This is a genomic window from Paenibacillus sp. NPDC057934 (assembly GCF_042887565.1).
Lineage (GTDB): Bacteria > Bacillota > Bacilli > Paenibacillales > Paenibacillaceae > Paenibacillus_AQ.
This window is the reverse complement of sequence record NZ_JBHVPB010000001.1, coordinates 288,642-312,207: the sequence shown is the minus strand read 5'-3', so window position 1 is coordinate 312,207 and position 23,566 is coordinate 288,642. Positions and strand designations below refer to the sequence as shown.

At 48.3% G+C, this 23,566-nt stretch carries 26 protein-coding genes; 7 read left to right on the top strand and 19 right to left on the bottom strand.

All coding sequences use genetic code 11. From position 1 onward, the window contains the following. Nucleotides 1-23: 23 nt before the first annotated feature. Nucleotides 24-626, bottom strand: coding sequence for a phosphatase PAP2 family protein (locus tag ACFVRY_RS01470; protein ID WP_387496341.1), 603 nt, complete (start codon nucleotides 624-626; stop codon nucleotides 24-26). A 158-nt stretch (nucleotides 627-784) separates the two neighbouring features. Between ACFVRY_RS01470 and hfq the strand changes: the two genes are divergently transcribed. Further along, the gene (gene hfq, locus ACFVRY_RS01465; protein ID WP_217492827.1) at nucleotides 785-1,006 is read left to right on the top strand and encodes an RNA chaperone Hfq; all 222 of its coding nucleotides are present in this window, start codon (nucleotides 785-787) and stop codon (nucleotides 1,004-1,006) included. Nucleotides 1,007-1,124: 118 nt separating this feature from the next. Here hfq and ACFVRY_RS01460 read toward each other — a convergent pair whose 3' ends face one another. After that, nucleotides 1,125-2,246, bottom strand: a complete 1,122-nt coding sequence (locus ACFVRY_RS01460) for a lactonase family protein (protein WP_387496338.1) — start codon at nucleotides 2,244-2,246, stop codon at nucleotides 1,125-1,127. Nucleotides 2,247-2,464: 218 nt separating this feature from the next. Here ACFVRY_RS01460 and ACFVRY_RS01455 point away from each other — a divergent pair, with 218 nt between their 5' ends. Continuing rightward, complete coding sequence (locus ACFVRY_RS01455) at nucleotides 2,465-2,803, top strand: LytTR family transcriptional regulator DNA-binding domain-containing protein (protein WP_387496335.1); 339 nt, start codon at nucleotides 2,465-2,467, stop codon at nucleotides 2,801-2,803. 196 nt (nucleotides 2,804-2,999) lie between these two features. Then, nucleotides 3,000-4,166, top strand: coding sequence for a peptidyl-prolyl cis-trans isomerase (locus ACFVRY_RS01450; RefSeq protein WP_387496332.1), 1,167 nt, complete (start codon nucleotides 3,000-3,002; stop codon nucleotides 4,164-4,166). Nucleotides 4,167-4,272: 106 nt separating this feature from the next. Here the strand turns inward: ACFVRY_RS01450 and ACFVRY_RS01445 are convergent, their stop codons facing one another. The 9 genes from ACFVRY_RS01445 to ACFVRY_RS01405 all read right to left on the bottom strand — a co-directional run bounded on the left by ACFVRY_RS01445 (nucleotide 4,273) and on the right by ACFVRY_RS01405 (nucleotide 13,584). Further along, nucleotides 4,273-4,872 carry a nitroreductase family protein gene (locus tag ACFVRY_RS01445; protein ID WP_387496329.1) on the bottom strand — a complete coding sequence of 200 codons (600 nt, stop codon included), beginning with the start codon at nucleotides 4,870-4,872 and terminating at the stop codon, nucleotides 4,273-4,275. Nucleotides 4,873-5,145: 273 nt separating this feature from the next. Continuing rightward, on the bottom strand, nucleotides 5,146-6,666 hold the full coding sequence (locus tag ACFVRY_RS01440; protein ID WP_387496326.1) for a copper amine oxidase N-terminal domain-containing protein: 1,521 nt from the start codon (nucleotides 6,664-6,666) through the stop codon (nucleotides 5,146-5,148). A gap of 91 nt (nucleotides 6,667-6,757) precedes the next feature. Next, a complete protein-coding gene (locus ACFVRY_RS01435; RefSeq protein ID WP_387496323.1) occupies nucleotides 6,758-7,426 on the bottom strand; it encodes a TraX family protein in 669 nt (222 codons plus the stop codon). A gap of 339 nt (nucleotides 7,427-7,765) precedes the next feature. After that, nucleotides 7,766-8,755, bottom strand: coding sequence for an aldose 1-epimerase (locus ACFVRY_RS01430; protein ID WP_387497715.1), 990 nt, complete (start codon nucleotides 8,753-8,755; stop codon nucleotides 7,766-7,768). Between the two features lie 86 nt (nucleotides 8,756-8,841). Further along, nucleotides 8,842-9,558, bottom strand: coding sequence for an MgtC/SapB family protein (locus ACFVRY_RS01425; protein WP_387496320.1), 717 nt, complete (start codon nucleotides 9,556-9,558; stop codon nucleotides 8,842-8,844). Between the two features lie 192 nt (nucleotides 9,559-9,750). Continuing rightward, nucleotides 9,751-10,542 (bottom strand): SDR family oxidoreductase, encoded by a 792-nt coding sequence (locus ACFVRY_RS01420; RefSeq protein ID WP_387496317.1) that lies wholly within the window; start codon nucleotides 10,540-10,542, stop codon nucleotides 9,751-9,753. A 197-nt stretch (nucleotides 10,543-10,739) separates the two neighbouring features. Next, nucleotides 10,740-11,534: an ABC transporter ATP-binding protein gene (locus ACFVRY_RS01415; protein ID WP_387496314.1), complete on the bottom strand. Its 795-nt coding sequence runs from the start codon at nucleotides 11,532-11,534 to the stop codon at nucleotides 10,740-10,742. Beyond that, the gene (locus tag ACFVRY_RS01410; RefSeq protein WP_387496311.1) at nucleotides 11,527-12,447 is read right to left on the bottom strand and encodes an ABC transporter permease; all 921 of its coding nucleotides are present in this window, start codon (nucleotides 12,445-12,447) and stop codon (nucleotides 11,527-11,529) included. The genes ACFVRY_RS01415 and ACFVRY_RS01410 overlap by 8 nt, the downstream gene beginning before the upstream one ends. 60 nt (nucleotides 12,448-12,507) lie before the next feature. After that, entirely contained in the window at nucleotides 12,508-13,584 is a 1,077-nt protein-coding gene (locus ACFVRY_RS01405; protein WP_387496308.1) for an ABC transporter substrate-binding protein, read from the bottom strand. Between the two features lie 336 nt (nucleotides 13,585-13,920). Here ACFVRY_RS01405 and ACFVRY_RS01400 point away from each other — a divergent pair, with 336 nt between their 5' ends. Then, entirely contained in the window at nucleotides 13,921-14,847 is a 927-nt protein-coding gene (locus tag ACFVRY_RS01400) for a C40 family peptidase (RefSeq protein ID WP_387496305.1), read from the top strand. 102 nt (nucleotides 14,848-14,949) lie between these two features. Here the strand turns inward: ACFVRY_RS01400 and ACFVRY_RS01395 are convergent, their stop codons facing one another. Then, a complete protein-coding gene (locus tag ACFVRY_RS01395; protein ID WP_387496302.1) occupies nucleotides 14,950-15,354 on the bottom strand; it encodes a DUF2500 domain-containing protein in 405 nt (134 codons plus the stop codon). Between the two features lie 181 nt (nucleotides 15,355-15,535). Between ACFVRY_RS01395 and ACFVRY_RS01390 the strand changes: the two genes are divergently transcribed. After that, the gene (locus tag ACFVRY_RS01390) at nucleotides 15,536-15,910 is read left to right on the top strand and encodes a hypothetical protein (protein ID WP_387496299.1); all 375 of its coding nucleotides are present in this window, start codon (nucleotides 15,536-15,538) and stop codon (nucleotides 15,908-15,910) included. 46 nt (nucleotides 15,911-15,956) lie between these two features. Further along, nucleotides 15,957-16,823, top strand: coding sequence for a YitT family protein (locus tag ACFVRY_RS01385; protein ID WP_387496296.1), 867 nt, complete (start codon nucleotides 15,957-15,959; stop codon nucleotides 16,821-16,823). Between the two features lie 132 nt (nucleotides 16,824-16,955). Here the strand turns inward: ACFVRY_RS01385 and ACFVRY_RS01380 are convergent, their stop codons facing one another. From ACFVRY_RS01380 to ACFVRY_RS01365, 4 genes are all read right to left on the bottom strand, one after another. Next, complete coding sequence (locus tag ACFVRY_RS01380) at nucleotides 16,956-17,243, bottom strand: stage VI sporulation protein F (RefSeq protein ID WP_387496293.1); 288 nt, start codon at nucleotides 17,241-17,243, stop codon at nucleotides 16,956-16,958. A 66-nt stretch (nucleotides 17,244-17,309) separates the two neighbouring features. Continuing rightward, on the bottom strand, nucleotides 17,310-19,361 hold the full coding sequence (recG, locus tag ACFVRY_RS01375) for an ATP-dependent DNA helicase RecG (RefSeq protein WP_387496290.1): 2,052 nt from the start codon (nucleotides 19,359-19,361) through the stop codon (nucleotides 17,310-17,312). A 12-nt stretch (nucleotides 19,362-19,373) separates the two neighbouring features. Beyond that, nucleotides 19,374-20,234, bottom strand: coding sequence for a DegV family protein (locus tag ACFVRY_RS01370; RefSeq protein ID WP_387496287.1), 861 nt, complete (start codon nucleotides 20,232-20,234; stop codon nucleotides 19,374-19,376). 89 nt (nucleotides 20,235-20,323) lie between these two features. Continuing rightward, on the bottom strand, nucleotides 20,324-22,099 hold the full coding sequence (locus ACFVRY_RS01365; RefSeq protein ID WP_387496284.1) for a DAK2 domain-containing protein: 1,776 nt from the start codon (nucleotides 22,097-22,099) through the stop codon (nucleotides 20,324-20,326). Nucleotides 22,100-22,288: 189 nt separating this feature from the next. Between ACFVRY_RS01365 and rpmB the strand changes: the two genes are divergently transcribed. Further along, entirely contained in the window at nucleotides 22,289-22,477 is a 189-nt protein-coding gene (rpmB, locus tag ACFVRY_RS01360) for a 50S ribosomal protein L28 (RefSeq protein WP_066370676.1), read from the top strand. Nucleotides 22,478-22,576: 99 nt separating this feature from the next. Here rpmB and spoVM read toward each other — a convergent pair whose 3' ends face one another. From spoVM to rpe, 3 genes are all read right to left on the bottom strand, one after another. After that, nucleotides 22,577-22,657: a stage V sporulation protein SpoVM gene (gene spoVM, locus ACFVRY_RS01355; RefSeq protein WP_006675261.1), complete on the bottom strand. Its 81-nt coding sequence runs from the start codon at nucleotides 22,655-22,657 to the stop codon at nucleotides 22,577-22,579. A 19-nt stretch (nucleotides 22,658-22,676) separates the two neighbouring features. Next, complete coding sequence (locus tag ACFVRY_RS01350; protein ID WP_387496281.1) at nucleotides 22,677-22,799, bottom strand: hypothetical protein; 123 nt, start codon at nucleotides 22,797-22,799, stop codon at nucleotides 22,677-22,679. Nucleotides 22,800-22,900: 101 nt separating this feature from the next. After that, nucleotides 22,901-23,566 carry a ribulose-phosphate 3-epimerase gene (rpe, locus tag ACFVRY_RS01345; protein WP_387496278.1) on the bottom strand — a complete coding sequence of 222 codons (666 nt, stop codon included), beginning with the start codon at nucleotides 23,564-23,566 and terminating at the stop codon, nucleotides 22,901-22,903.

Below are 23,566 nucleotides of genomic sequence, written 5' to 3'. Positions count from 1 at the left end.
TCGGGTCACCCGCCTGTTATCTGTCAAGCTGCGGTTGTACGCTTTCTTCTGGAACGATAAGATTCAAACCACCCGATGGACAACATCAGCCAAGCCCCGCTTGCTGCATAACCACCGATAACATCACTGGGATAATGTACCCCGAGATAAATGCGGCTCCATCCAATGCCTCCCGTCATCAATACGGCAAGAATAACCAGTATAGCCCGTTCTCGGCGTCTCGGCAAGTGCCTCCAGAGCAGATAAGCAATTACCCCATACAAAGAGAACGCGGCCATAGAGTGTCCGCTTGGAAAGCTGTAACCTACTTCCTGAATAATTCGGTGGATATTCGGCCGCTCTCTGTGAAACCATTGCTTCATTAACGAGTTGAGCAGTTGTGAGCCCAGGCCAACCCATATGAACAAGAGCAGCTCCATCCGGTGCTTGAGCAGAAAATAGAGCAGAATTATGGTCAACACAGATATGCCAATTGCAAGTTTGGAGGAACCCACCAGTGATAGCATTTTAGCCAAGGCTGTTAATGTTGGTGATTCCATAGATTGCACTGCATTAATGATAGGACTGTCAAAAGAAGAGACATCGCCGAGTGTCACCCATGCGGCGATCAGCCCGAAAACTAGCACAAACCATATAAAAAGACGATACCCTCTGGGCCATTGTCGGTAATTCAGTGTGAATCCCCCTCTCTGTACATGAAGCAGCAAACCACATTTCCATGAAGGTCTTCCCGTGGTATACTTGCTAGAGAAATTGAATCTATAGAAGATGGAGTGCTGCCAAAGTGGAAAGTCTAAAACTGCAGGAACGTTTGTTGAACCAGGTGATCTCAACAAAAGTGCCGGTAACGATTTTTACAACTAACGGGGTCAAAATGCAGGGTCTTGTTACCGCATATGACGCTTACACCATTTCCTTGCAAGGCCAGGGTGATGGCAGGCAGAATATCCTCTTCAAATCGGCGATTTCCACCATTGTTCCGCTCAAGCCTGTCTCTCTTAAATAAGGTCTCCATTAAAAGTATTCTCCATCCCATGTTTCACCTTTTGCAATTCAAAGGGAACACCGGCATTTTCCGGTGTTCCCTTTGTTTTTCCCTAGGATGTAATGGGATTGATCCAGTATTACAGCGCAGCAGTCACAGATGGAAGAAAGGCAGGCTTCACACAAACCGGCTTGGACAACTCCGCCGTGTTCCCTGTAAAGGTCAGCTTGCCGCTGCTACTATCCACAGAGAAAACGACAAGATTGCCCGCATCCCGGTTAGCAGCAATCAGATACGCGCCGTCAGGAGTTAACGTGAAATGGCGAGGATGGCCGCCGTGCGTAGAGACATGCTCTACCAGAGTCAGACCTGCTGTTTCACCATCAACCCCAAATACCACAAGGCTGTCATGTCCACGGTTGGAACCGTACAAATAACGGCCATCCGGCGTCAAGGCGATTTCGGCGCAAGTATTCTCTTCCGCGAAATCTGCGGGCAGCGTAGGAACTGTAACAACCGCCGTCAGCGAGCCTGTCTCACTGTCATATGTAAATGAGGTGATGGTAGAATCCACTTCGTTGATCACATAAGCGGATTTACCGTCTGGATGGAAGGCCAGGTGACGTGGACCCGATCCTGGATGCAGCACGGTATCGCCATGCGCTTCCAGAGTCTTCTTATCACGGTTGATGACATAAGTGCGGATAAGATCAAGTCCGAGATCCGATACGAACAGGAAACGACCGTCAGGGCTGAAAATAGCCGAATGCGGGTGTGGACGGTCCTGACGTTCCGGATGAGCTCCGTGTCCACTATGTATGGCTGTGTCCGTTAAGGCAACGGGCACACCTTGAGCATCCAGCGAGATTAGTCCAACTGTCCCTCCATGATAACTGCATACCACTAAGAATTCGTTCTGCGGCTCACGGTTAATATGGCAGGTTGTCGCTTGCTTGCCACCTTCTGCAGGCATAGTGGGGATGACGCCCAGACGAGTCAATTCACCGGTCTGCGGATCTATCGCAAAAGTCACGATCTCTCCTTCTTTACTGCCTTTACCGTCTGGCTGCTCACCGATAGCATAGAGCCGTGACCTTATCGGATCTACATTGACAAACGTTGGGTTGGTGATGCCTTGAGCCGCATCTAGTGGCTTAAGCGTCCCTCCAGCCTCGCCGTCAAACTCAAACACCTGAACACCGTTCTCCTCTGCGCTAGCATAGGCACCTGTATACAATAAAAGTCTGTTATGCTCACTCATTTCGTGTTCCTCCTCCATAGTAGTTCTCTTTAAGGCTTTTAGTCCGCTGATGGACAAGTAGCTATCCTTATTAATTTACAGTTTTTCAGCGTCCATGACAAATACAACGTTAAAAATGTCCTAAATTATTTTAAAAATAAGGCTTTTCACGGGTCGATTGTTATGATATAATGAAAGCGCTAACATCTATTTTTAATCCTTATAAAGGGGGAACATGAATGAGTAGCATCCTGCTGGAAGCCAGAAACGTATATGAGGACTTCGAGGTGGAGACGGACATTCTGTTCTTTAAGGTCGGAGACCATGATTTGGTCATCTTTCACGGCAGAAACTATAACATTAAAAAAAGAATGACTGCCGAGCAACTGAAGCGCTTATTATCCAATCCGAATTATTATCAGGTCTATGGGGGCTGTTACGTTAATCTTAACAAGATTAGCTCCATCACAGATGATTGCATCTACTTCGGAGAAATGGGTGCATTCGCCAAAAATGTCCGTGTGCCTAGACGCAAACAGGAAAGCATTCGCCATTTGCTGAAAAAACGGCACGCCTAGGGAGACATTGATCTGTCATTTCCCAAAAAGCCGGAAGCTCATGATTACATGAGTCTTCCGGCTTTTTTCCATATCTTAATAAAAACTTAAAAAGAAATTGTGCATTTTTATACTTTCTTAAGGTTTGGGAACACGATTTCTGGTAAAGTTGTAGAAAGACAGGCAACACCTATATTGAAGGGAGTCATTAATTCTAATGGACAAAAAAGATTTGAATGAAAATGAACACCTGGACAACAACGGTAAGACGGAAGAACTGGATTCTCCCGAAGCTGTAAACGAGACAGTTATCGAGGGAAGCACCCCTTCTGAGACCGTTCAAGAGGACAAGCTTGCTGAACCGGTCAGACTGGAAAATGAAGAAAGCGTTCCCGTTATGAACAAAATCGGCGACAACGTTCCGCCAGCACCTGCAGCCCCTAAAAACGGAAAAGGCTGGATGATCGCCTCTATCGTATTGGCTGCCGCGCTCATTATTGTTCTGATCAAGCCCCCTTTCCAAAAGGGAGACGACAATACAGCCGTAGCAACGGTTAACGGTGAGAACATTACAAAATCTCAGCTTTACGACAAGATGGTGGAAGCCGGTGGTCCATCTACTCTGCAATCCCTGATCACCTCTACACTGGTGTCACAGGAAGCTAAGAAAGCGAACATCACTGTAACCGATGCTGATATTGCTGAAGAGCTTACAGATCTGAAAGCCCAATTCGGGGGCGAAGAGGCTTTCAACAGCGCATTGGCTCAAAGTGGAATGACCTTGGATGACCTCAAGAAGCAAATGCCGCTTCAGGTGGAACTGCGTAAAATTCTTGAGCCACAAGTGAAGATTACCGATGATGAAATCAAGAAATACTATGATGAAAATAAAGCGCACTTCGATACCGAAGAAGAAGTACGTGCCTCCCATATTCTGGTGAAAACTAAAGAAGAAGCAGATGCCGTCCTCAAAGAATTGAAAGATGGTAAAGACTTTGCTACGGTTGCCAAGGAAAAGTCCACGGACACAGGTTCCAAGGATAATGGCGGAGACCTGAACTTCTTCAAACGCGGAGATATGGTGCCTGAGTTCGCCGATGCAGCATTCAAGCTGAAGGTTGGGGAAACAAGCGGTGCAGTGAAATCCCAGTACGGATATCACATCATTAAGGTAACCGACCGCAAGGAAGCCAAGCATTATACCCTGGACGAGAAGAAGGATGAGATTCGCAAAACTCTCGTTTCTCAGAAGATCTCTGAACTGTCCTCAACTTGGCTGCAAGAACAAACGGAGAAAGCCAAAATCACCAACACTTTGACCGATGCCAAGAAAGATGCTACTCCATCTGAAGCACCGGCAGCAACAGAAGCACCTGCAAAGTAAATAATAATATTTGTGGGGACGTTACTTACTATAGCGTGCCCGCAATCACAAAAAGCCTCCATGCCCTAGTACTAGGACATGGAGGCTTTTTATTGTTAAGTCATGCTTATTTAATGAATTTCACGCGTTCTTCAATCGGTTGGAATTCTTTCTCTCCAGGTGCAGCTACGGTCTTGCCGAACGGCAATTGCGCGATCAGCTTCCACTCTTGCGGAATACCCCATTCCTTCTTCACTTCATCATCGATCAGTGGGTTGTAGTGCTGCAGGGATGCTCCCAAACCTTCTTCAGCAAATGCAGTCCATACTACGAATTGCAGAATACCGGAAGATTGGTTAGACCAGAGCGGGAAGTTGTCAGCATAGGTGGCAAACTTTTCTTGAAGTTGTTTAATAACGTTTTGGTCTTCAAAGAACAAGACGGAACCGTAACCAGCTTTGAAAGCACCCAGTCTTTGTGCAGTCGCTTCGAACTGATCAGCCGGAACAATTTTACGGAGGGCCTCTTCTGCAATATTCCAAAGTTTATCATGATTTTCACCGAGCAGAACTACAGCTCGAGCGCTTTGGGAGTTGAAAGAAGATGGGCTATGTAATACAGCCTCTTCAACAATTTCCTTGATTCTCTCGTCGGAAATCGTGGATTCTCTACTGATGGCATACACGGAACGTCTACCTTTAACGGCTTCAAAAAAATTCTTGGACATAAAATAACTACCTCCATTAATTTTAGTTGCTTACTTTTTTACATCATAGCACTTTTTTTCAAGATTTGCAACAGTAATACTCTACTTTTTTTGTCGGATATAACTTCTTTTCATTGCTTATTTTCGCTGTCCTCGTGCTTTATTATTCACCGTTTGGAAGATAGCTTGTAAACGGTATAAATTAGAGCCGGATAGACACGCAAAAAGCCGCCCTCCCTGCAAGTTCTTTGCGGAGAGGACGGCTTTTCTCTTACCTATAATTCATTATGTGTACTAATCACGATTAATGTAAATCCAGCCCTCTTCGTCTCTGGTTACCTTGCCATGCAGGGCTTCTGCCAGAACACGGAGTGGCACATTGGCATCACCGTACTCGTCAATAAATACAGCCTTACCAAGATTGATCTTGAGTCCATTCAGCGTAGCTTGGGCAGAACCGACTTTGAAGACCAACTGGTCACCTTGAAGATCGTCAGTGACAGTGATCGTTCTGGTTGCTCCATCCCACTTAATGGTTGCATCCAAATCCTGTGCCAAGTAACGCAGCGGAACATAAGTCGTGTTGTTAATCACAACCGGATAGTAATAATCATCATCCGGACCAATCACCAGCGACTTTTTGGTGATGCCGATCTCGTCCTTGAGCAGACGGTAAACGTCGGACCCTGGTTCAAAGCTTCTCAGCGTCTCCCCTGGTGTCAATTGCACCTTAGTAACATCCAGGGCACCGTCCGTACTGAGGTGATCAGCTGTTACTTTGCCCCCAATGTTCCAGGCTTGCGACTCTGCCTTTAGAGAGATACTTTTCAGCGGAATGCCATCCACTTGCGGAAGAGCGATCTTCAGATCGACATTCTGCTTGCGGATATGCAGGCTGCTGTCGACATAGAGGTCGACTTGAAGCTTAGTATCCTTGCTCAGCACCGTTTTCAATTCAGGTTCGTATTCATACAGATTATCAAGCTCCTTGTCATAGACAAGCAGCAAGGAATCTACAGCCAGCTTCGCCGCGTCATGCAGGACGGTTACAACACCCTCTTTGTCATCCAGCGGAAGATCGCCGAGGCCAAGATTGAGGTAGTCGTCTGCGTTAACACCCGAGGCCTTAATAATTGGATACAGGTAGTCATAAAGACCGCTGATCAAATTAGTGAACCCCTCAGTATCCTTAGAGATCGATTTGAGGAACGTTTTCAGAAGCGCAGGCAGTTCTTGGCCAGTCACCTCTGCATGCAGCTTAGTCAGGTTAAGTTGCTCGCCATAGACCGCTTCACTAACGTTTGAGACGTTAATTACACCCGGATTCGGCAGATTCTTAACAACAAATTGTGTAATCAGTTTGGACAGATCCTCTGCCTTGGCTGGATCCAGACCCGTGACCCCTAATTCCTTCTCGTAAGAAGTAATTGGGAAGTAGAACGGCTGCTTCGCACCCTCTACATTAAGTACAATTGCTTCCTTATCCATAAAGAATGCGAACGGCAAGTTCAGCTTCTTGTAGCCCACAGTTCCTTTTGCGGAAATATCTCCATTATCCTGCAGCTTTAAGTTGCTTACATTCAAAGATAAAGAATTAATAAGATCTACAATCTGTTGATCCTCTGCACTAAGTTTGTCACTAGACGGCACAGCAGCCAAGGATAACTTCGTGCTGTATTCGGACGACTTTACATCCAAATCTCCAAGCAGCGCCTTGTTAACATCGAATCCGCCAACAGATTGACAACCTGCCAGAACCAGTACCAGCGCAATGAATGGCATAAACCATAGGGCTCTCGATTTGATTTTTCTCATAGCATGTCTCCTCTTCCGAATTTTGTGAAATCAATTCATTATCTCAACCAGGCCAAGATTTGTAAACGCTATTCTTGTCGATGATGCCCCACTACAGCTTAAGCAGTTGCATCCAGTCTATAGACACCCACTGACCATTCATTAGCCCTCTCACAATAGCTAACACTGCGAGATGTACCGGATAGAAAGACCACCATACCCAGCGCGGCGCACGACGACGCTGCAGGATTGTCCATATGGCCGGTGCGTATACAATAGCCAGGGTGGGAACAAGACTCGCCATTTGTATCAGCCAGCCGTAGTAGAATAGATAGAATATGTTGAGTGCCAGATGCGCCAGCACCAGCCCATGCGATCTCGTGTAGCGAAAAATGAGAACCAGCAGCAGACCGTAAGCATTATAATCCAGCGGGTAATATTCCATCAAGAGCACAGCAGTGGCAACGACCGGTACACCCAGCCAGGGACTGGGCAGTTTGTCTAATACGATCAGCACAAGCGCCGAAAGCAAGAGTGTAAATACGACGTTCCATCCACCTGGATTCAAGGCCAGATTGTATGGGATCTGAGCAAGCAGGGCGATGAAGAACAGCCGCAGTACATATTTGGAACGGGATGAGGTATGAATGTACCCCTGTGCTAGTGCATAGCAATAGATTGGAAAAGCAATTCTCCCTATATATCTCCAGGTCATTTCGCCCGGAAAAAAGATGGCGCCGATATGATCGATCAGCATGGTCACCATTGCAAGAATCTGCATTCCACTCCTCCTTTAGGCTCGGGAAGGGACAGATTGATTTTCACCCTATTATCCAATGGTTTATCATCAACCGCAAGCCTGTCCCCTCTACTAATATATAAAATTCATACTAACTAGATCTTACGCAAAAACGCAAATCCCACATGAACAATAACGGTTTAAAGCAGTGAATTATAAACGCGATGAAGAACCCATTATAGGCGGGATATAGAAACATAAAAAAACCGCTCTCTTAATGGCACAGGGTCTCTGTTCCCATTTTCAAAAGAGCGGTTCTTATTTCGCCACAGGACCTTAGGACCTATCTTCCAAATACTATTTATGATGAAACAACCTTTGTTATTTTACATATAAACGACTGGTCTCTTCCCAATATTCGCCCGCCTTTAAGCTGAACAAGCCAATCTCTTCCGCCGGAAGATCCACATTGGGAGCATTTACAAGGTTAATCTGCGGTTCAGGGCAGAAGAAGCCCTCTGTCGCACCATTGTTCCAGATCATCCATTGCTTGTAGGAGGTGCCTACATCATAGACTAGCGTAACACCGGCTTGACTGTCTGCCAGTTCCATCCGATTGCGCCCATTCTGAGCCACAGCTGTGTAATGGTTATCCATTGAAGCATAGAACGGATTTACGCCTTCATCGCGCAATTGAAGCTCTTCGGGCTGCAGTTCCTGGAAGGATCCGGTGGGCAGCATCCGTTCATTCAGTTCCCAACGTTGTCCCAGCGTAAGCTTCACTCGGTAATCCTGTGGGGTGCTACCCGGAGCAAACGGTGCATTGATCGCCGTATGGAATGCCAAGAGGCAAGGCATTTCCTCTGTGCCGTCATTATGTACCAACAGTTGCTGAGACAAACCACCTTCTCCGAGGCTGTAGCGCAACTTGATCGTATAGTTGAACGGCAAATATTGATAGGAGGGATGATTCTCATCCACTTTTATTTTGACAGTAACATAGCTTTCGGTCTTGCTGCTGCCAAACTCCTCAACCTCCCAGGCTGCCGTATGAAGGAACCCATGCAGGTGATTGCCGGTTGCCGCTTCATTCACAGGGAACTGATAAGTTTGTCCCTTCCATGGGAATTTACCATCCTCGTAGCGGTTCGGCGGAAATAGTACCGGAATGCCATGAATGCCGGGACTGGCTTTAAACGCTTCCATCTCTTCGGCTCCTGGCTCGTGCAAGAAACGGTAACCGTTTTCGGTATCACGGAAGCAAATCAGATTGCCGCCGATCCCCGGTAGTAGAGCTGCTTCATAATTCCCGGCTTTAAGCCAAATGGCGGCTTCGCCTTCATATTGCCCTTCAAATGCTGTAATCGTCATGATTGTGTACAGTCTCCCTTCAGTACCTTCAGAAATACTCTCCACTTGTTAGATTACCACAACTTCGCAAGCGTTAACATGACCTTTTATAACTGCTCTACTTCCACACTCATAACATGCTCAATCTTCTTGATATCATAATAGATTTCCGTGGCATAATCCCGGTCTGGTGTAGACAGGACCATGTCAATCAATTGTCTGCCATCATCCAAATCCTTGATCTTTATACGACGTATGGTTCTGACATAGCCTTTCGGTCGCTTCTGCGAGACGGCTTCAGGCTTCTCAATTTTAAGAATGACGTCGGTCAACACATAATTGGGTTCCATGATGATTTTGACAGAGACTTCATGCTTGTTAAGCACCTGTGGCCCGATCGCCTTAATCAGGTGGGGAACAGCATTCACAGCAAACATCAGCAGCGCAACCGCATAAGCCGCTTCCTCATAGAATCCTGCACCTACTGCGATCCCGATGCCAGAAGCCGTCCAGATCAGCGCCGCAGAGGTCAGGCCTGAGATCGCATCGCCTCCTCTACGCAGAATCACGCCCGCCCCCAGAAAACCAATCCCGCTCACAATTTGCGCAGCTAGTCGCATCGGGTCCATATTGGGATGATCAGGTCCAGCGAACTTATCGAACGCATGAATAGACACGAGCGTAACCAGACAGCTCGCAATACTGATGACCATACTGGTCCGAATTCCCAGCGGTTTCTGTTTAATCTGTCTGTCGATACCGATGAATAGCCCGAACAGCATGGCCACGCAGAGTTTAATAATCGATTCAATATGTAATTCCATCCTGTATCCTCCTCTCCTCACAGATAATCCATTATAACTGAAACCCCTCCCCCTTTCTATAAGCAAAAACGGTATTTCAACCCCTGACAGGCACTGCCTAATACACCGTTAATCTGACGGGGCGGAAATCCGTTTTAGGTAGGAAAAGACTTTCGGTTCATCATATGCAAGGTCGGCCCGAATTAGTCGAGACTAGCCGTGTAGCAATGACTCTGCCCCGTCACAGTAAATTTCCGTGCCCGTGATATGGTCGGAGTTGTCAGAGGCCAGAAACAATGCGAGCTTGGCGACTTGCTCTGAACTTCCCGGTCCCTCTTCTAGCGGCTGATCCCCTTCGGGGAACTCCACGGGAATTTGCACCTCACCTAAATCATCTGAAGGAAAGGTATTCTTATCAATGTTGGTTTTGATGGCTCCAGGGCAGATTGCGTTAACACGAATCTTGAATTGGGCCAGCTCCAGCGCAGCCATCTTCATAAAGGCCACCTGACCCGCTTTAGTCGTACTATATGCAGAAAATCCAATATTGGAGAAGACTCTGTTTCCGTTAATCGAACTGGTAATCACGATGCTGCCTCCCTTTTCTTTCAAGTAGGGAATTGCATATTTCACGGTAGCAAACGTTCCGCGTAGGTTAATCTGAATGGTCTGATCCCAGCTTTCGATATCCATCGTCTCAATCGGCGCCAAGGCGCCATTGATACCGGCGTTGGCGAAGACAATATCCAGTTGTCCCCAAACCTCAGCCGCTTGCTTGACTGCTGCCTCCACCTGCTTGGGATCGGCAATGTCGCATCCGATGACCAGAACCTGGCCACCCTCCTGTTCCACCTGCCGTTTCACCTTCTCTGCCTTATCCACCGTCCGGTCCAACAGAGCCACCTTTGCTCCTTGTCTGGCGAACTCAAGCACTGCCGCGCGTCCTATGCCCGAGCCCCCGCCTGTCACTATCGCCACTTTGCCTTTCAACTGGTTCTCTGCCATGGTTACCATCCTCCTTATCGTATTGCAAGCTTCAAGTTCAGTTCTTTCCCTAACCTTTACCTCGCATACGAGTGCATGAATCGGCAGCGTATCTTCTACAAAATAAAAAGGCAGGGATATATAGTCCTCAACGGACCTTATATCCCTGCCTCTTTGTCTGTAGTTAATTGCTTATGATATACATGTTGTAATCATCATTATCCAAGCACAATCCGGTCATCTGCCAGCTTGTGCCCGCTAATAACCTCGAATTCTCCCAGCAGGCGCTCCACGGTCAGATCCTGCTTCCGGCTGGCATCGATATCAAGAATAATCGCTCCCTTATCCATCATAATCAGCCGGTTCCCCAGGCGAATCGCTTGCTCCATGTTATGGGTGACCATCAAGGTGGTCAGCTTCATTTCGCGGACAATGGACTCCGTCAGCTTCGTGATCAGCTCCGCACGGGAGGGATCAAGCGCTGCTGTATGCTCGTCCAACAGCAGAATCTGCGGCTGCGTGAAGGTCGCCATCAGCAGGCTGAGCGCCTGCCGCTCCCCGCCCGACAGCAGCCCTACCTTGGCCCGTAGTCGATTCTCCAGGCCAATGCCCAGACGCTCTAGGTGCTCGCGGAACATCGTCCGTCTCGCCGCATTAACCCCAAAGCTCATTCCTCTGTTCTTACCTCTTTTATAAGCCATCGCCAGATTCTCTTCAATTGTCATATGCGGTGCTGTGCCTGCCATCGGGTCCTGGAAGACCCGACCCACCCAGCGGCTACGCTGAAACTCAGGCAGGCTACTGATTGAACTGCCCTCAATCAGCACTTCGCCAAGATCGGGCTTCATTACCCCGGAAATAATATTCATCAGCGTGGACTTACCGGCCCCATTACTCCCGATGATCGTAACAAAATCACCAGGGTGAAGCTCCAAATCAATACCAAGCAGAGCAATCTTCTCGTCAGATGTGCCGGGATTAAACAGCTTCGAGACATTGTCCAGTTTAAGCATCGAGAGCGCCCCCTTTCTTGCTGCGGAGTGCTTGCTCAGCCAATTCTTCTGTCCGCTTGCGTCCAACATTCTTCTGCTTCAAGTAACGCTGAATTGAAGGGAATACCAGCGCCACGATAACGATAACGGCTGTAATGAGTTTAAGATCCGAAGCATTCAGCCACGGCACTCGCAAGGCCAGTGCGACTACGATCCGGTAGACGATGGACCCCAGAACGACTGCCAGTGTTGCCCGGAATACACTCCCCGAGCCAAAGATCGCTTCGCCGATAATTACTGAGGCCAGACCGATGACGATCATCCCAATCCCCATGGAGGAATCAGCAAAGGTGGAGTATTGAGCGATTAGCGCACCTGACAGTGCCACCAGTCCGTTTGATAAGCTAATGCCCAGAATCGTAGTATTGTCTGTATTAACCCCAAAACTGCGAATCATCCGCGCGTTATCTCCGGTCGCCCGCAGGGCTAAGCCGAGGTCAGTGCGCAGGAACAGGTCCATTAGCAGCTTTATGGCAAGAACTACAAACGGCATGACGAGCAACGGATTCACAGAGCCAAATATCAGATCCGCACCCATTAACGACACGTTGGGTTTGCCCATAATACGCAGGTTAATCGAATACAGGGCAATCATCATCAGGATACCCGATAGGAGACCGTTAATCTTGCCCTTGGTATGCAGCAGTCCCGTACACATGCCTGCGGCCATCCCTCCGGCCAATGCTGCCAGCGTTGCCAACCAAGGCGAATACCCGTGCGAGATCATAACAGCGGCTATTGCGCCACCGGTAGTGTAACTTCCATCCACCGTAAGATCCGGAAAATCTAGTATGCGAAAAGTAATGTATACCCCTAAAGCCATAAAAGCATAAAGTAAGCCCAGTTCCGTAGCACCAAGCATCGAATTCATCATCGCTGACTTCCTCCCTAAGCGGCAAAGGCGTTCTTCAGAACCGCCCCCTTGTGTCATGTCTTATTGAATAATGCTGTTAGCTGGGTCTTTGACTGCGCTCTTCATCGCGTCGGTAACCTCAATGCCCTGTGCTGCTGCCGCTTTCAAGTTCAGAATAACATCAAGTTTTTCCTGCATGCTGACCTTCATATCCCCCGGTTTTTTACCATCCTTCAGCACTTCAGCAGCCATCTGTCCAACCTGGTAGCCATGGTCAAAGTATTTGAAACCTACTGTGGCAAAAGCGCCCTTCTCGACCGTATCCCGATCACTTGAGAAGAACGGAAGCTTGTTGGCATTTGCCGTTTGGATGATTGGCTCAATCCCCGCCACCACAGTGTTGTCCAGTGTGACATACAACGCATCAACACGACCAACGAGCGATTCAGCAGCCTGCTTCACTTCGGAAGTATTTGTAATCGCCGCTTTCACCAGCTCTATGCCATGCTGGTCGAGCGCTTTCTTGGCTATTCCCGCCATGGTTACTGCGTTAGGCTCTCCTTCATTAATAACGAGACCCAGCTTCTTCACATTCGGAAATTGTGCCGCAATGAAATCCATAAGCTCAGTAATTGCTGCCGGATTTGTATCGGATGCCCCAGAGACATTTCCGCCTGGATGATCGAGATCCTTAACAATTTTCGCATCAAGCGGGTCCGTTACTGCCGCGAACAGAATCGGGGTGTCGTTCTTGATAGACTGTACTACCGCCTGTGCAGAAGGTGTCGCAATCGCCAGTACAAGATCATTGTTATCCCCTGCGATCTTTTGAGCAATGGACAAGTTGTTGGCCTGATCGGCCTGGGCATTTTCAAAATCCACCTTCAGGTTCTCGCCCTCAACTATTCCAGCATCCTTAAGCGCAGCCAAAATCCCTTCACGTGTAGCATCAAGCGATGGATGCTCAACATACTGCGAAATGGCGATCTTGTAGGTTTTGGCATCCCCGCTGCCCGTAGTTTCCGTGGTTGCAGCACTTCCTGCGGAATTACCACCAGTCCCAGAATTGACGGCCGCATTGTTACTATTAGAACCACAACCAGCTGCCACAAGCAGCATACACATGCTCAAGCTTAGCAAAATATTCTTTTTCTTCATTAGATGACCCCTTTTCTTGTACAGTATCAGCGCGTGCATCGAAAGTAGTGGTACAGCATTATCGCTTTTATAGATGAATGCACTAAAGCGAAAGCTTACACGAATCTCACAAAGATGCATGCCAATCTATTAAACTTATATTATATGGAGGTTGTATATCCGTCAATCACATATAACACGCTCATATTTAACAATATCCCAACAAAATCGCATCCAATATGTAGAATAGCTGACACTCATTTAGCAGGTTGGAATGGATTAACTGACTTGAGCTCACATAAAAAAAAGCTTCCTGTGCAAACTTAACACTAAAGCTTACGATATGGAGCGTGTGATATGATGAGAAATTTCAAAAAAAATAAGGCTGTAGCCGCCCTTATATTTTGCACTGTCTTGGCTTGCACAGCCTGTGGCTATTATAAGCCCCAGGAAACCGCAAAAGTAAGATCGCTTACTCCCGATGGATCACCTGCTACCAGCTATTATGAGAAAGCCAAGGTCACCGACGCCAACGGCAAGTTCTGGATTCCTCTCTCCCCTGCTATTGCCTCCATCGGCTACCAGATGAAGGACGAGAAGAAGCCGGATGGATATACCAGCATAGGTTACACTGATGTGATGTACAAGCTTCGTCCTGGTTCAACCGAAGTCTTGTCATTGGGTGAAAAAGTTTCCTTGAGCGATGCTCCTCAGCTCCGCAATGGCCAGATCTATATTACGCCCAAGGCGCTTTCCAAGCTACTCCAGACGAAAGTGGCCTGGAACCAGTACACCGGGGAGATTAATATCGCAACCCCAACAGTAAAAGATACTGCGATTGAAGAAGGTCAGAGCCAGCTCGCCAGACCCTTAAAGATTCAAAGTCTCTCTCCTTCGCAGAGCAGCGAGCTTGTGTCGTACGCCAAATCCTTTCTAGGGGTCCCTTATGAATTCGGAGCTGCCCCTTATGAAGAAAGTAAAAAGTTCGATTGTTCTTCCTTTACACAGTATGTCTTCAAGAAATTCGGGGTAAATCTGCCCCGTCTGGCCAAGGATCAGGATAATCTGGGGTCACGTGTGAACCGGAACGAACTGCAAAGTGGCGATCTGGTCTTCTTCACCGTTCCCGGACGATTCGAAAATAATGCCATACCGGGTCATGTCGGCATTTACATCGGCGATGGAAAGTTCATCCACACCTGGGGCGATCCCGGTGTCCAGATCAGCGAACTGGATACCGGCTATTGGAGCAATGTGATTCTGCATATGCAGCGGGTGCTGTAGTGAGTGTGGTTAGATCACAAAAAGGGAAGACTCGGGAAGATTAACCCCCGAGCCTTCCCTTTTTCACTTAATAACAGAACAGCTTCATAATCTCCACTCGCTCTATAACCGTGAACCAGATCTGCTTCCTTGCCGTTGGAAATCCTTGAATCTTGTCCCCTGGTAGGTCAACTCTCCGGCATCACCTTCAATAATATATCCGTATGCCGAATTCGGAACCTGCAGCTCTACACGGTTGCCTCCCTCATTCTCAAAGGTCACATAGTAACTAGTGCTGGCGCTGTGCTCCCCTGAACCTCCCCATACCTCGCTGCGTTTAGCAATAGCTTGATAATACCCTGTGGTCAATGGTCTGGCTTTGTATACTAACCAGTTCTGTATCATTTTAAAAATTATAAAAATAAAAACAAGCAAAAAGATCAGAAAGAAAATCTTGAAGAATGGAGGGGCATCCCCAAGAAACTCTTCAAAGAAACTTCGCTTATGAAAACCGTCCCAACTGTTCAAATCCATCCCTCCTATTCAAAAAATTATCATTAATGCGTTCATTACTACAGCTTACGCGGTTTTTGCAGCTCGGTTTCGTTTGTTCATCGTTCGAAAGGCCTGTTTTTTCGCAATCGGGTTTGGAGCAATCTCAGAACGTATGTTATGCTTTTAGTAATATATGCAGAAAGGAGGTGTTCCCTTGGTACGATCTGCAAGCCGTTTTGTATTGGTTTGGCTGTTGAATATTACACTCAGTGTGGTGCTTTCTCTGACCCTTCCGCCTGCTTGGTCTTTCGAGACTTTTAACAGCAGCGAACAGGAAGCAGAGAATTACGAGTCCGAACGTTATGAACGCAGAAGCATGCCTCATGCACGCCTGAAGCCCTATAACGACATGACCACACCTGTGTTAAAAACAAAGCCATCAGGGAACACCGTCCCAGCCCCTGAATTTGTTATACTGCCTGTGCTCTGTATACTTTTCTGTCCGCAAATCTATAAATGGTTACTGCGACAATGGCTGGACCCGCTAAAATTCACTTCAAAATTCGTGGATCCTACTAGACTTACATGATGAACTAAATAAAATAAAATGTTCCCTGCTGAAGGGAGGAATACTTATGAAGACTGGCTTCGCCGGCATTCGGAGGCGCCCAGGCAGCAAAGGATTTCGTATTCTCGCTGTCATCGCAGGCGCGCTTCTGGCCGCAGTTGGCCTCGAATTGTTTCTGATGCCCCACGGCCTGGTTGTTGGGGGTATCACTGGGCTGTCTGCCCTATTTGCTCATACTACAGAAATGCGGCTTGGACTGTTTTTGTTCTTGTTTAATCTGCCCTTTATCTTTATGTCTCGCAAACAACTCAATTTGCGGTTTGCTCTCTATACAGTACTGGGGCTGGCCTGCCTTACGATGGGTTCTCTAGCATTACACCAGTTCCCGGCCATTATCGGCGATCCACTGCCCGCCGCGATCGCCGGAGGCATCTGTCTTGGCCTTGGAGTCGGCATCTCCGTTCGCTTCGGCGGAATGAATCAAGAGGCCAGCGCCAGCGATCAGGGCTACTCTCTGCTGAGCGGCGGACCGCCCCGATCTTATGAGATTGTAATCATGCTGCTGAATTGCGCCATCCTGTTTGCAGCAGGAGCCCTCTTTGGCTGGGATCAGGCGATGTATTCCATCATCGCCTACCTGTTGGCCTTTGAAGGCGTGCGCCTCTCTCTACGCGGGCTATCGCCTTCCAGGTCCGCCTGGATTACCAGCAACCGCTGTGAAGACATCCAGCGGGTCCTCAAGGAGCAACTCGACCGAGAGGCGGCGCTTATTGGCGAGGGTGGGCATGACGGCCAGCCAGGCACCTTGTTCTGCCTCACGGACAGAACAGAGGAGAACGTGTTATCCGAACTGATCCGTAAGGCTGATCCTGACTCACGGATTGTTTTCAAATCCTCCGAGAGCGCCCGGAGACGCAGAATTATTTTTAAATGACTAGAAAGAATAGCGCCTGCGTTAGTAGGCTAAAAGCATTTCAGATTTTGCAAGTCAAAAAAAGCGTTCCCCGTCAGGCTGACAGGGAACGCTTTTTTGCTGTGAAGAAGAGCTGACCTGACTTAAGGTGCCTTAACGGAACATCCCCCAGAGCCGGATCAGGTGAAACGTATTGTTCGGGTCTATTTTCTGCGCAATCACAAATTTTACAATCTGCTCTTCCTGCGCAGAAGTCAGTTTCTCATTGAGCACAGCAGATGAATTGCGTACTAATTTGCGGACAGTCATCGTTTCCTGCAGCTCTTTCTTTGAAACTCCGGTAATCATAGTTTTAATGCGTTCCTTGACCGCCTTATTCTTCATCTTGACCTTGATGCGATCAACGAGTTGGGGACTGATTCCATATTGCTGGTAACCCAAGTGCAGCACCTCCCGTCATATCCAGTCTTTCAAAGTATATGAGGGAGCCTTGTCCCATGTGCCTAATTAGTCAATTAAATCCCCCTGAAAAATTTGCTCATTCTGCAAATAATTCCGTAGCGGCGCATAGTCGGGAGAAGTCCAGAAGGAAGCCTCTCGCAGCAAGCTGGCAGCATCGTCACGGGCCTGCTCCAGCACTTCAAAATCAGCCGTCATATCCGCCAAACGGAATTCCGGCAGTCCGCTTTGCTTGGTGCCGAAGAAATCCCCCGGCCCGCGCAGCTCGAGATCGCGACGCGACACCTCGAAGCCGTCATCGGTATCCGTCATAGCCGTCATCCTCTCACGTCCAATCTCCGACTTCGGATCAGCCACCAACACGCAGTACGAAGCATGTTGGCCCCGGCCCACACGGCCCCGCAGCTGATGCAACTGGGAGAGCCCGAAGCGGTCTGCATCCATAATAACCATCAGGGTGGCATTCGGTACATCGACGCCGACCTCCACGACTGTGGTAGAGACGAGCAGCTGCAGTTCGTTGCTGTAGAACGCACGCATCACCTCATCCTTTTCCCCGGGTGTCATCCGTCCGTGCAGCAGCCCGACCCTATAGTTCGGGAAGGCTTGGGACATCTGGATATGAAGATCTATCGCATTCTGCACATCCAGCTTCTCCGACTCCTCAATCAACGGACAGATCAAATACGCCTGCCGGCCCTGGTCGATTTCACGGCGAATCAAATTCAAAACCCGCTCCATCAGATCATGCTTGACCCAGTAAGTCGTGATCGGTACACGTCCCTTTGGCCGCTCAGACAACGTGGACACATCCATGTCGCCAAAAACAGTAATGGCCAGTGTACGCGGTATGGGAGTAGCCGTCATTGTAAGCACATCCGGGTTATAGCCTTTTCGGCGCAACACACTGCGCTGGTTGACCCCGAAGCGGTGCTGCTCATCAGTGACTACCATACCAAGATTTTTGAAGAAAACATCCTCCTGGATCAGTGCATGGGTGCCTACCACCACATCAATCATTCCCATCTGCAAGGAAGCCAGCAGATCTTTGCGCTTGCGTCCGTTCACACTTCCTGTCAGCAGCGCTACAGTAAGGCCGAACGGTTCAAACATTCTCGTAAGAGAACGCATATGCTGCTCCGCGAGAATCTCAGTAGGCACCATCAGCGCACCCTGAAAACCGGACTTCACCGTAGCGTACAGCGCAATAGCTGCAAGCACCGTTTTACCGGAGCCTACATCTCCTTGAAGAAGACGATTCATACAATAAGCAGCGCGCATATCATGCAAAATCTCCAGCTCGACCTTCTTCTGGGCGTCAGTAAGCTCAAAAGGCAGGCTGCGGACAAATTGCCGAACCGTCGCGTTGTCCATCGTATGCACTACTCCGTCCATTCTCCCGCGGTTTAACACACGGAAGGCTTGTACCTTCAACTGGAACAGGAAAAGCTCCTCATAGACCATGCGGCGCCGTCCCTGCTGTCCTTCCCGGCTGTCTTCCGGCTGATGAATGGTCGCAATTGCCCGTTTACGTGGCATAAAGTCATATTTTTGTAAGATTACCCGCGGCAAAATTTCTGGGATCAACTCTCCAAATTGCTGCAGCCCCTGACTAATCGACTTCCGTATCCAGGATTGTGTAATTTTGCCTCCGACAGAATAGACTGGCTGCAAGGTTCCCGTCTTTCCTTCTCCACGGTCCGGAAATTCATAGTCCGTCACAGTAATTTGACTGCGCTTCTGATCCCATTTGCCGGATAGCACGATACCGCGGCCTGCGGTTAGCTGCTCACGGATATAATGCTGATTGAACCAGGTAGCCGTGAACATAAACGGTTCCGAGACCATTTTACAACTAAGTCTGGACTTACCACCAAAGCGCTGAAGTACCGGAATACCAATCACCTTGGCTTCCACCGTGACCTTGTCCCCATGCTTGACTTCGCTAAGAGAACGCGGACGATAATCTTCGTAACGGAATGGATAATACTCCAATAGATCCTTCACTGTAAAGATGCCAAAGGCGTGAAGCTCGCCTTGCTTTTGAGCACTCACGCCAGTTACTTTTTTCACTTCAACTTCATTCAAAGAAAGTGTCATGTTCATCCCTCATTATGCGGGCCAAATAAATACAGCCAGCGTTCCGTTCCCAACATGGCTGCCTACCACAGGGCCAATGTTGGTCAGCACTTTCTCCTCAAGCGTAAAATGCCGGTCGAGTTCACTCAGGAACTCTTCACCAGAAGCCGGTTCTGCGGTATGTCCCACGGCCACATTGATTTTGTCCACGCCCGGTAGATCGTTCTTAAACAGCTCGATCATACGAGCAACGGCCTTCTTGCGGCCCCTTACTTTCTCCACTGCATAGATAATGCCTTCAGCATCAATGGACAGGATCGGCTTAATATTGAGCAGTGTGCCAAGAATGGCCGATGCTTTGCCGATTCTGCCTCCTTTTTGCAGATACTCCAGCGTATCGACAAGGAAATACAACTTACGGGACTGACGTAGTGTTTCCACTGCCTTAAGGATCTCCTGCGGCTCTTTTCCCTCTGCCGCTAGTCTGGCAGCATGTACGACCATTACTCCGAACCCATAAGAGGCAGACAGGGAATCTACGACTGTGATCACTTCCCCGTCCTCCTCCAACATGGATTTGGCCAGCGTAGCGGATTGAAAGGTACCGCTGAGACCCGACGAAATATGAAAAGACAGAATAGGGCTATCCGGGTATCGGTCCAAAATACTGCGGTAAACATTCATATATTCAACCGGTGACGGCTGCGAAGTAGTCGGCAGCTTCTGTGAGCTGGGAAGACGCTCATAAAACTGCTCCGGTGTCATATCCACATTGTCCCGGTAGGATTGATCACCGAACATTAATGTCAGCGGCACAACCTCAATGCCATACTTTTCGGCCATCGCCGGTGGAATATCTGATGTGCTGTCAGTGACAATTATGGTACGGTTCATGAATTTCCTCCCCAAACTATAGTTGGTCAGCCCTCAAAGCAATCAATCAGAACATCCTACTTCACTTTATCCATCAGAATAGGTCCAGCCTAAGGCTCCACGGAGAACAAGTAATAGTATAACGGCTGTCCACCTTCATGAATTTCTACTTCTGCATTAGGGTACACAGAGCTAATCCACTCGCTAAGCGCTTCAGTGATTTCCTCCTGTGCATCTTCGCCGCTCAGGATCGTTACGATCTCGTCACCGTTCTCCAGCATGTTGGTTAGGAGCGCCTGACTCGTAGCTAGCAAATCATCTGCTGCAGCCACGATTTTGGAGTTGGATATCCCTATAAACTGACCGGATTTGATCTCCAGCTCATCATAGAGCGTATCTCGAACGGCATGTGTAACCTGTCCGGACTTCACTTGTGCGATAGCTTCAAGCATATTGCTTGTGTTGCTATCTACCGCATCATCCTCTTGGAATGCAAAAGCTGCGGAAATCCCCTGCGGAATGCTCTTGCTCGGAATTACAGTGATCTCGCGCTCACCATCAAGCAGCTCTTTGGCCTGTTGCGCAGCCAATACAATGTTAGAGTTATTAGGCAATATATATACATGCTTCGCAGAAATCGAAGAAATGGCATTTACGAAATCCTCGGTGCTTGGATTCATCGTCTGTCCGCCTGCCAGCACAACATCGACACCAAGACTTTTGAAAATATCAGCGATTCCCGCGCCTGAAGAGACGGCGATGAATCCGTATGGAGCCAAATCATCGGCAGGTGGCACAGCCGGAGCCTGTATGCTGACCTCTTCCTTCGGAATATCGGCAAACACGTCCGGCATCGGAGCAATGTCCATACCCGCTGTCAGCAAATCCCGGTGCTGCTCACGCATGTTAAGAATATGAATCTGGGTGATCTCCCCATAAAGTAAAGCAAGATTCAACACTTCGCCAGGTGCCTTGGAGTGAACATGTACTTTGATCGTTTCATCGTCCGAAATAACGATGATGGAATCCCCATTCACTGATAACGCTTTCCGAAATGCATCTTCATCAAAAATTGCTCTCGCGGAACCGCCCAACTGACGGTTTATAAAAAATTCCATATCATATAAAAATTCAATATCTTCTGTGGAAAGCTGCGATTGTGCAGATGTCTGCACCGAGGCCAAATTAGGCTCTGGTTTGATCAGACCTGCTGTCACTGCAACTGGTGCAGGAATGGTAGCCTGTCCTTGAGCAGCTATACCTGTGATTCCACTGGTCAGGTGCTGATGAAAACCTTCGTAGATATAGACAAGCCCCTGTCCACCGGAGTCTACTACTCCGACTTGTTTCAATACAGGCAGAAGTTCAGGCGTGTTCGCCAGCGCTTCCTTCGCTTTGGACAATACCTCCGTCATCAGCTCTGTCACATCATTGGTGCGTCGTGCAAAATAAACCGCATGCCGCGCAGCTTCCTTGGCAACCGTAAGTATTGTTCCCTCTACAGGTTTTACAACTGCCTTGTATGCTGTATCCACTCCGGTCTGCAGCGCCGCTGCAAACTGCTGTGTGTTCAGCTCATCGTGCTGCGCCGCATAGCGACTGAACCCCCTGAACAACTGGGAGAGAATAACGCCTGAGTTCCCTCTGGCACCCATTAACAAGCCCTTCGAGAGTACACCTGCAGATTGGCCAATAGAAGCCGTATTATTCCTTTTCAATTCATTCGCGCCTGCGGTCATCGTCAAATTCATGTTTGTTCCCGTATCTCCATCCGGAACCGGAAAAACATTCAACGAATTGACGTGCTCTGCATGCTGCTGCAGCTTCTCCGCTCCGGTGAGTACCATTGCGGTAAAATCTGTTCCGTTGATAGAACGCTTACTCAATGAGAATTCCCCTTCCTAACTTCATGCCTAATCAACACTAGATCAACTGGACATAATACACTAATTTATATTGTACTATAAGAGACTAAAGAAATAAATGTTTTTGAGCGGTTGACGAAGCATTTTTTACTGTGATATTATATTTAAGTATTGTTTTATGCAGGTGTAAGTAACAAGGAGGTGTAATCTGTGTCCCGTAAATGTATCGTAACAGGCAAGAAGCCGGGCAGTGGTAACCACGTGTCTCACGCGAACAACCACAACCGTCGCACTTGGGGAGTTAACGTTCAAAAGGTCCGTATCCTCGTGAACGGCAAGCCGAAACGCGTCTATGTCAGCACCCGTGCTTTGAAGTCCGGTAAAGTTGAGCGCGTCTAGTCTTTAGCATTTTAGATCGAGCGATATCTCATATCAAGCAAAAAGCACCCTTTACATATGTAAGGTGCTTTTTTTCATGTCTTTTTTTCTTTTACAGCCTCAACTCTTCTGAAAAGTATTCAAAATCGCCTTAACGAAACCTCCTAAAAACTTTGGCAGTTTGAACGTGTAAAATTTCATGGTTTACCCTCCCATCAATTCATGCCGTACGGTAGGAGACTTTATATTCTCTTTCGCTGACGGTTACATCCTGCAGACCTCTCCCAATCGCCAGAATTTCTCCGTAACCTTGGACCCTTCCTTTGGCTTGCCTCAGGTTCACGCCGGAGACGACGAAAAAAAAGGCTACATGAGATTTCTGCTCATGTAACCATATTTATGCGCTGCAGACTTGGCCTATACCAGCAGTCTGAACAGTGTATTCTATAGCTTGGCCTGTGTTGCCACGTTTCGAATCGACTCGATAGCCGCTGCACGGTCACTTCTACCGAAGACCGCATTACCTGCGACCAGTACATTTGCGCCAGCTTCCACAACCAGTGGTGCCGTAGCTTCAGCAATGCCTCCATCCACTTCAATCAGCAAATCTGGATGAACTTCATTGGCCCATTCGCGGATTTGACGGATTTTGCGTAGAGTACTCGGTATAAAGGCCTGTCCCCCAAAGCCTGGATTCACAGTCATTACCAGCACCAAATCCACATCCTCCAGCACTTCACGCACGGCAGATGCCGGTGTACCCGGGTTAATGGCTACGCCCGCTTTGAGTCCCAATTCCTTGATCTGGTGAATCACACGATGAAGATGCACGCAAGCCTCAGCATGTACTGTAATAACAGCGGCTCCCGCTTTGGCAAAATCCCCGATATAACGTTCAGGATTCTCAATCATAAGATGTACATCCAGCGGCAATGAAGTATGCTTGGAAACAGCATCGACAATTGGCGGTCCCAAGGTGATATTCGGGACAAAACGTCCGTCCATCACATCGACGTGAAGCCAGTCAGCACCGCTGTCCTGTACTTCCTTCACTTCTGCTCCAAGTGCGGCAAAATCCGCGGATAACAACGATGGGGCTAAAATAATCAT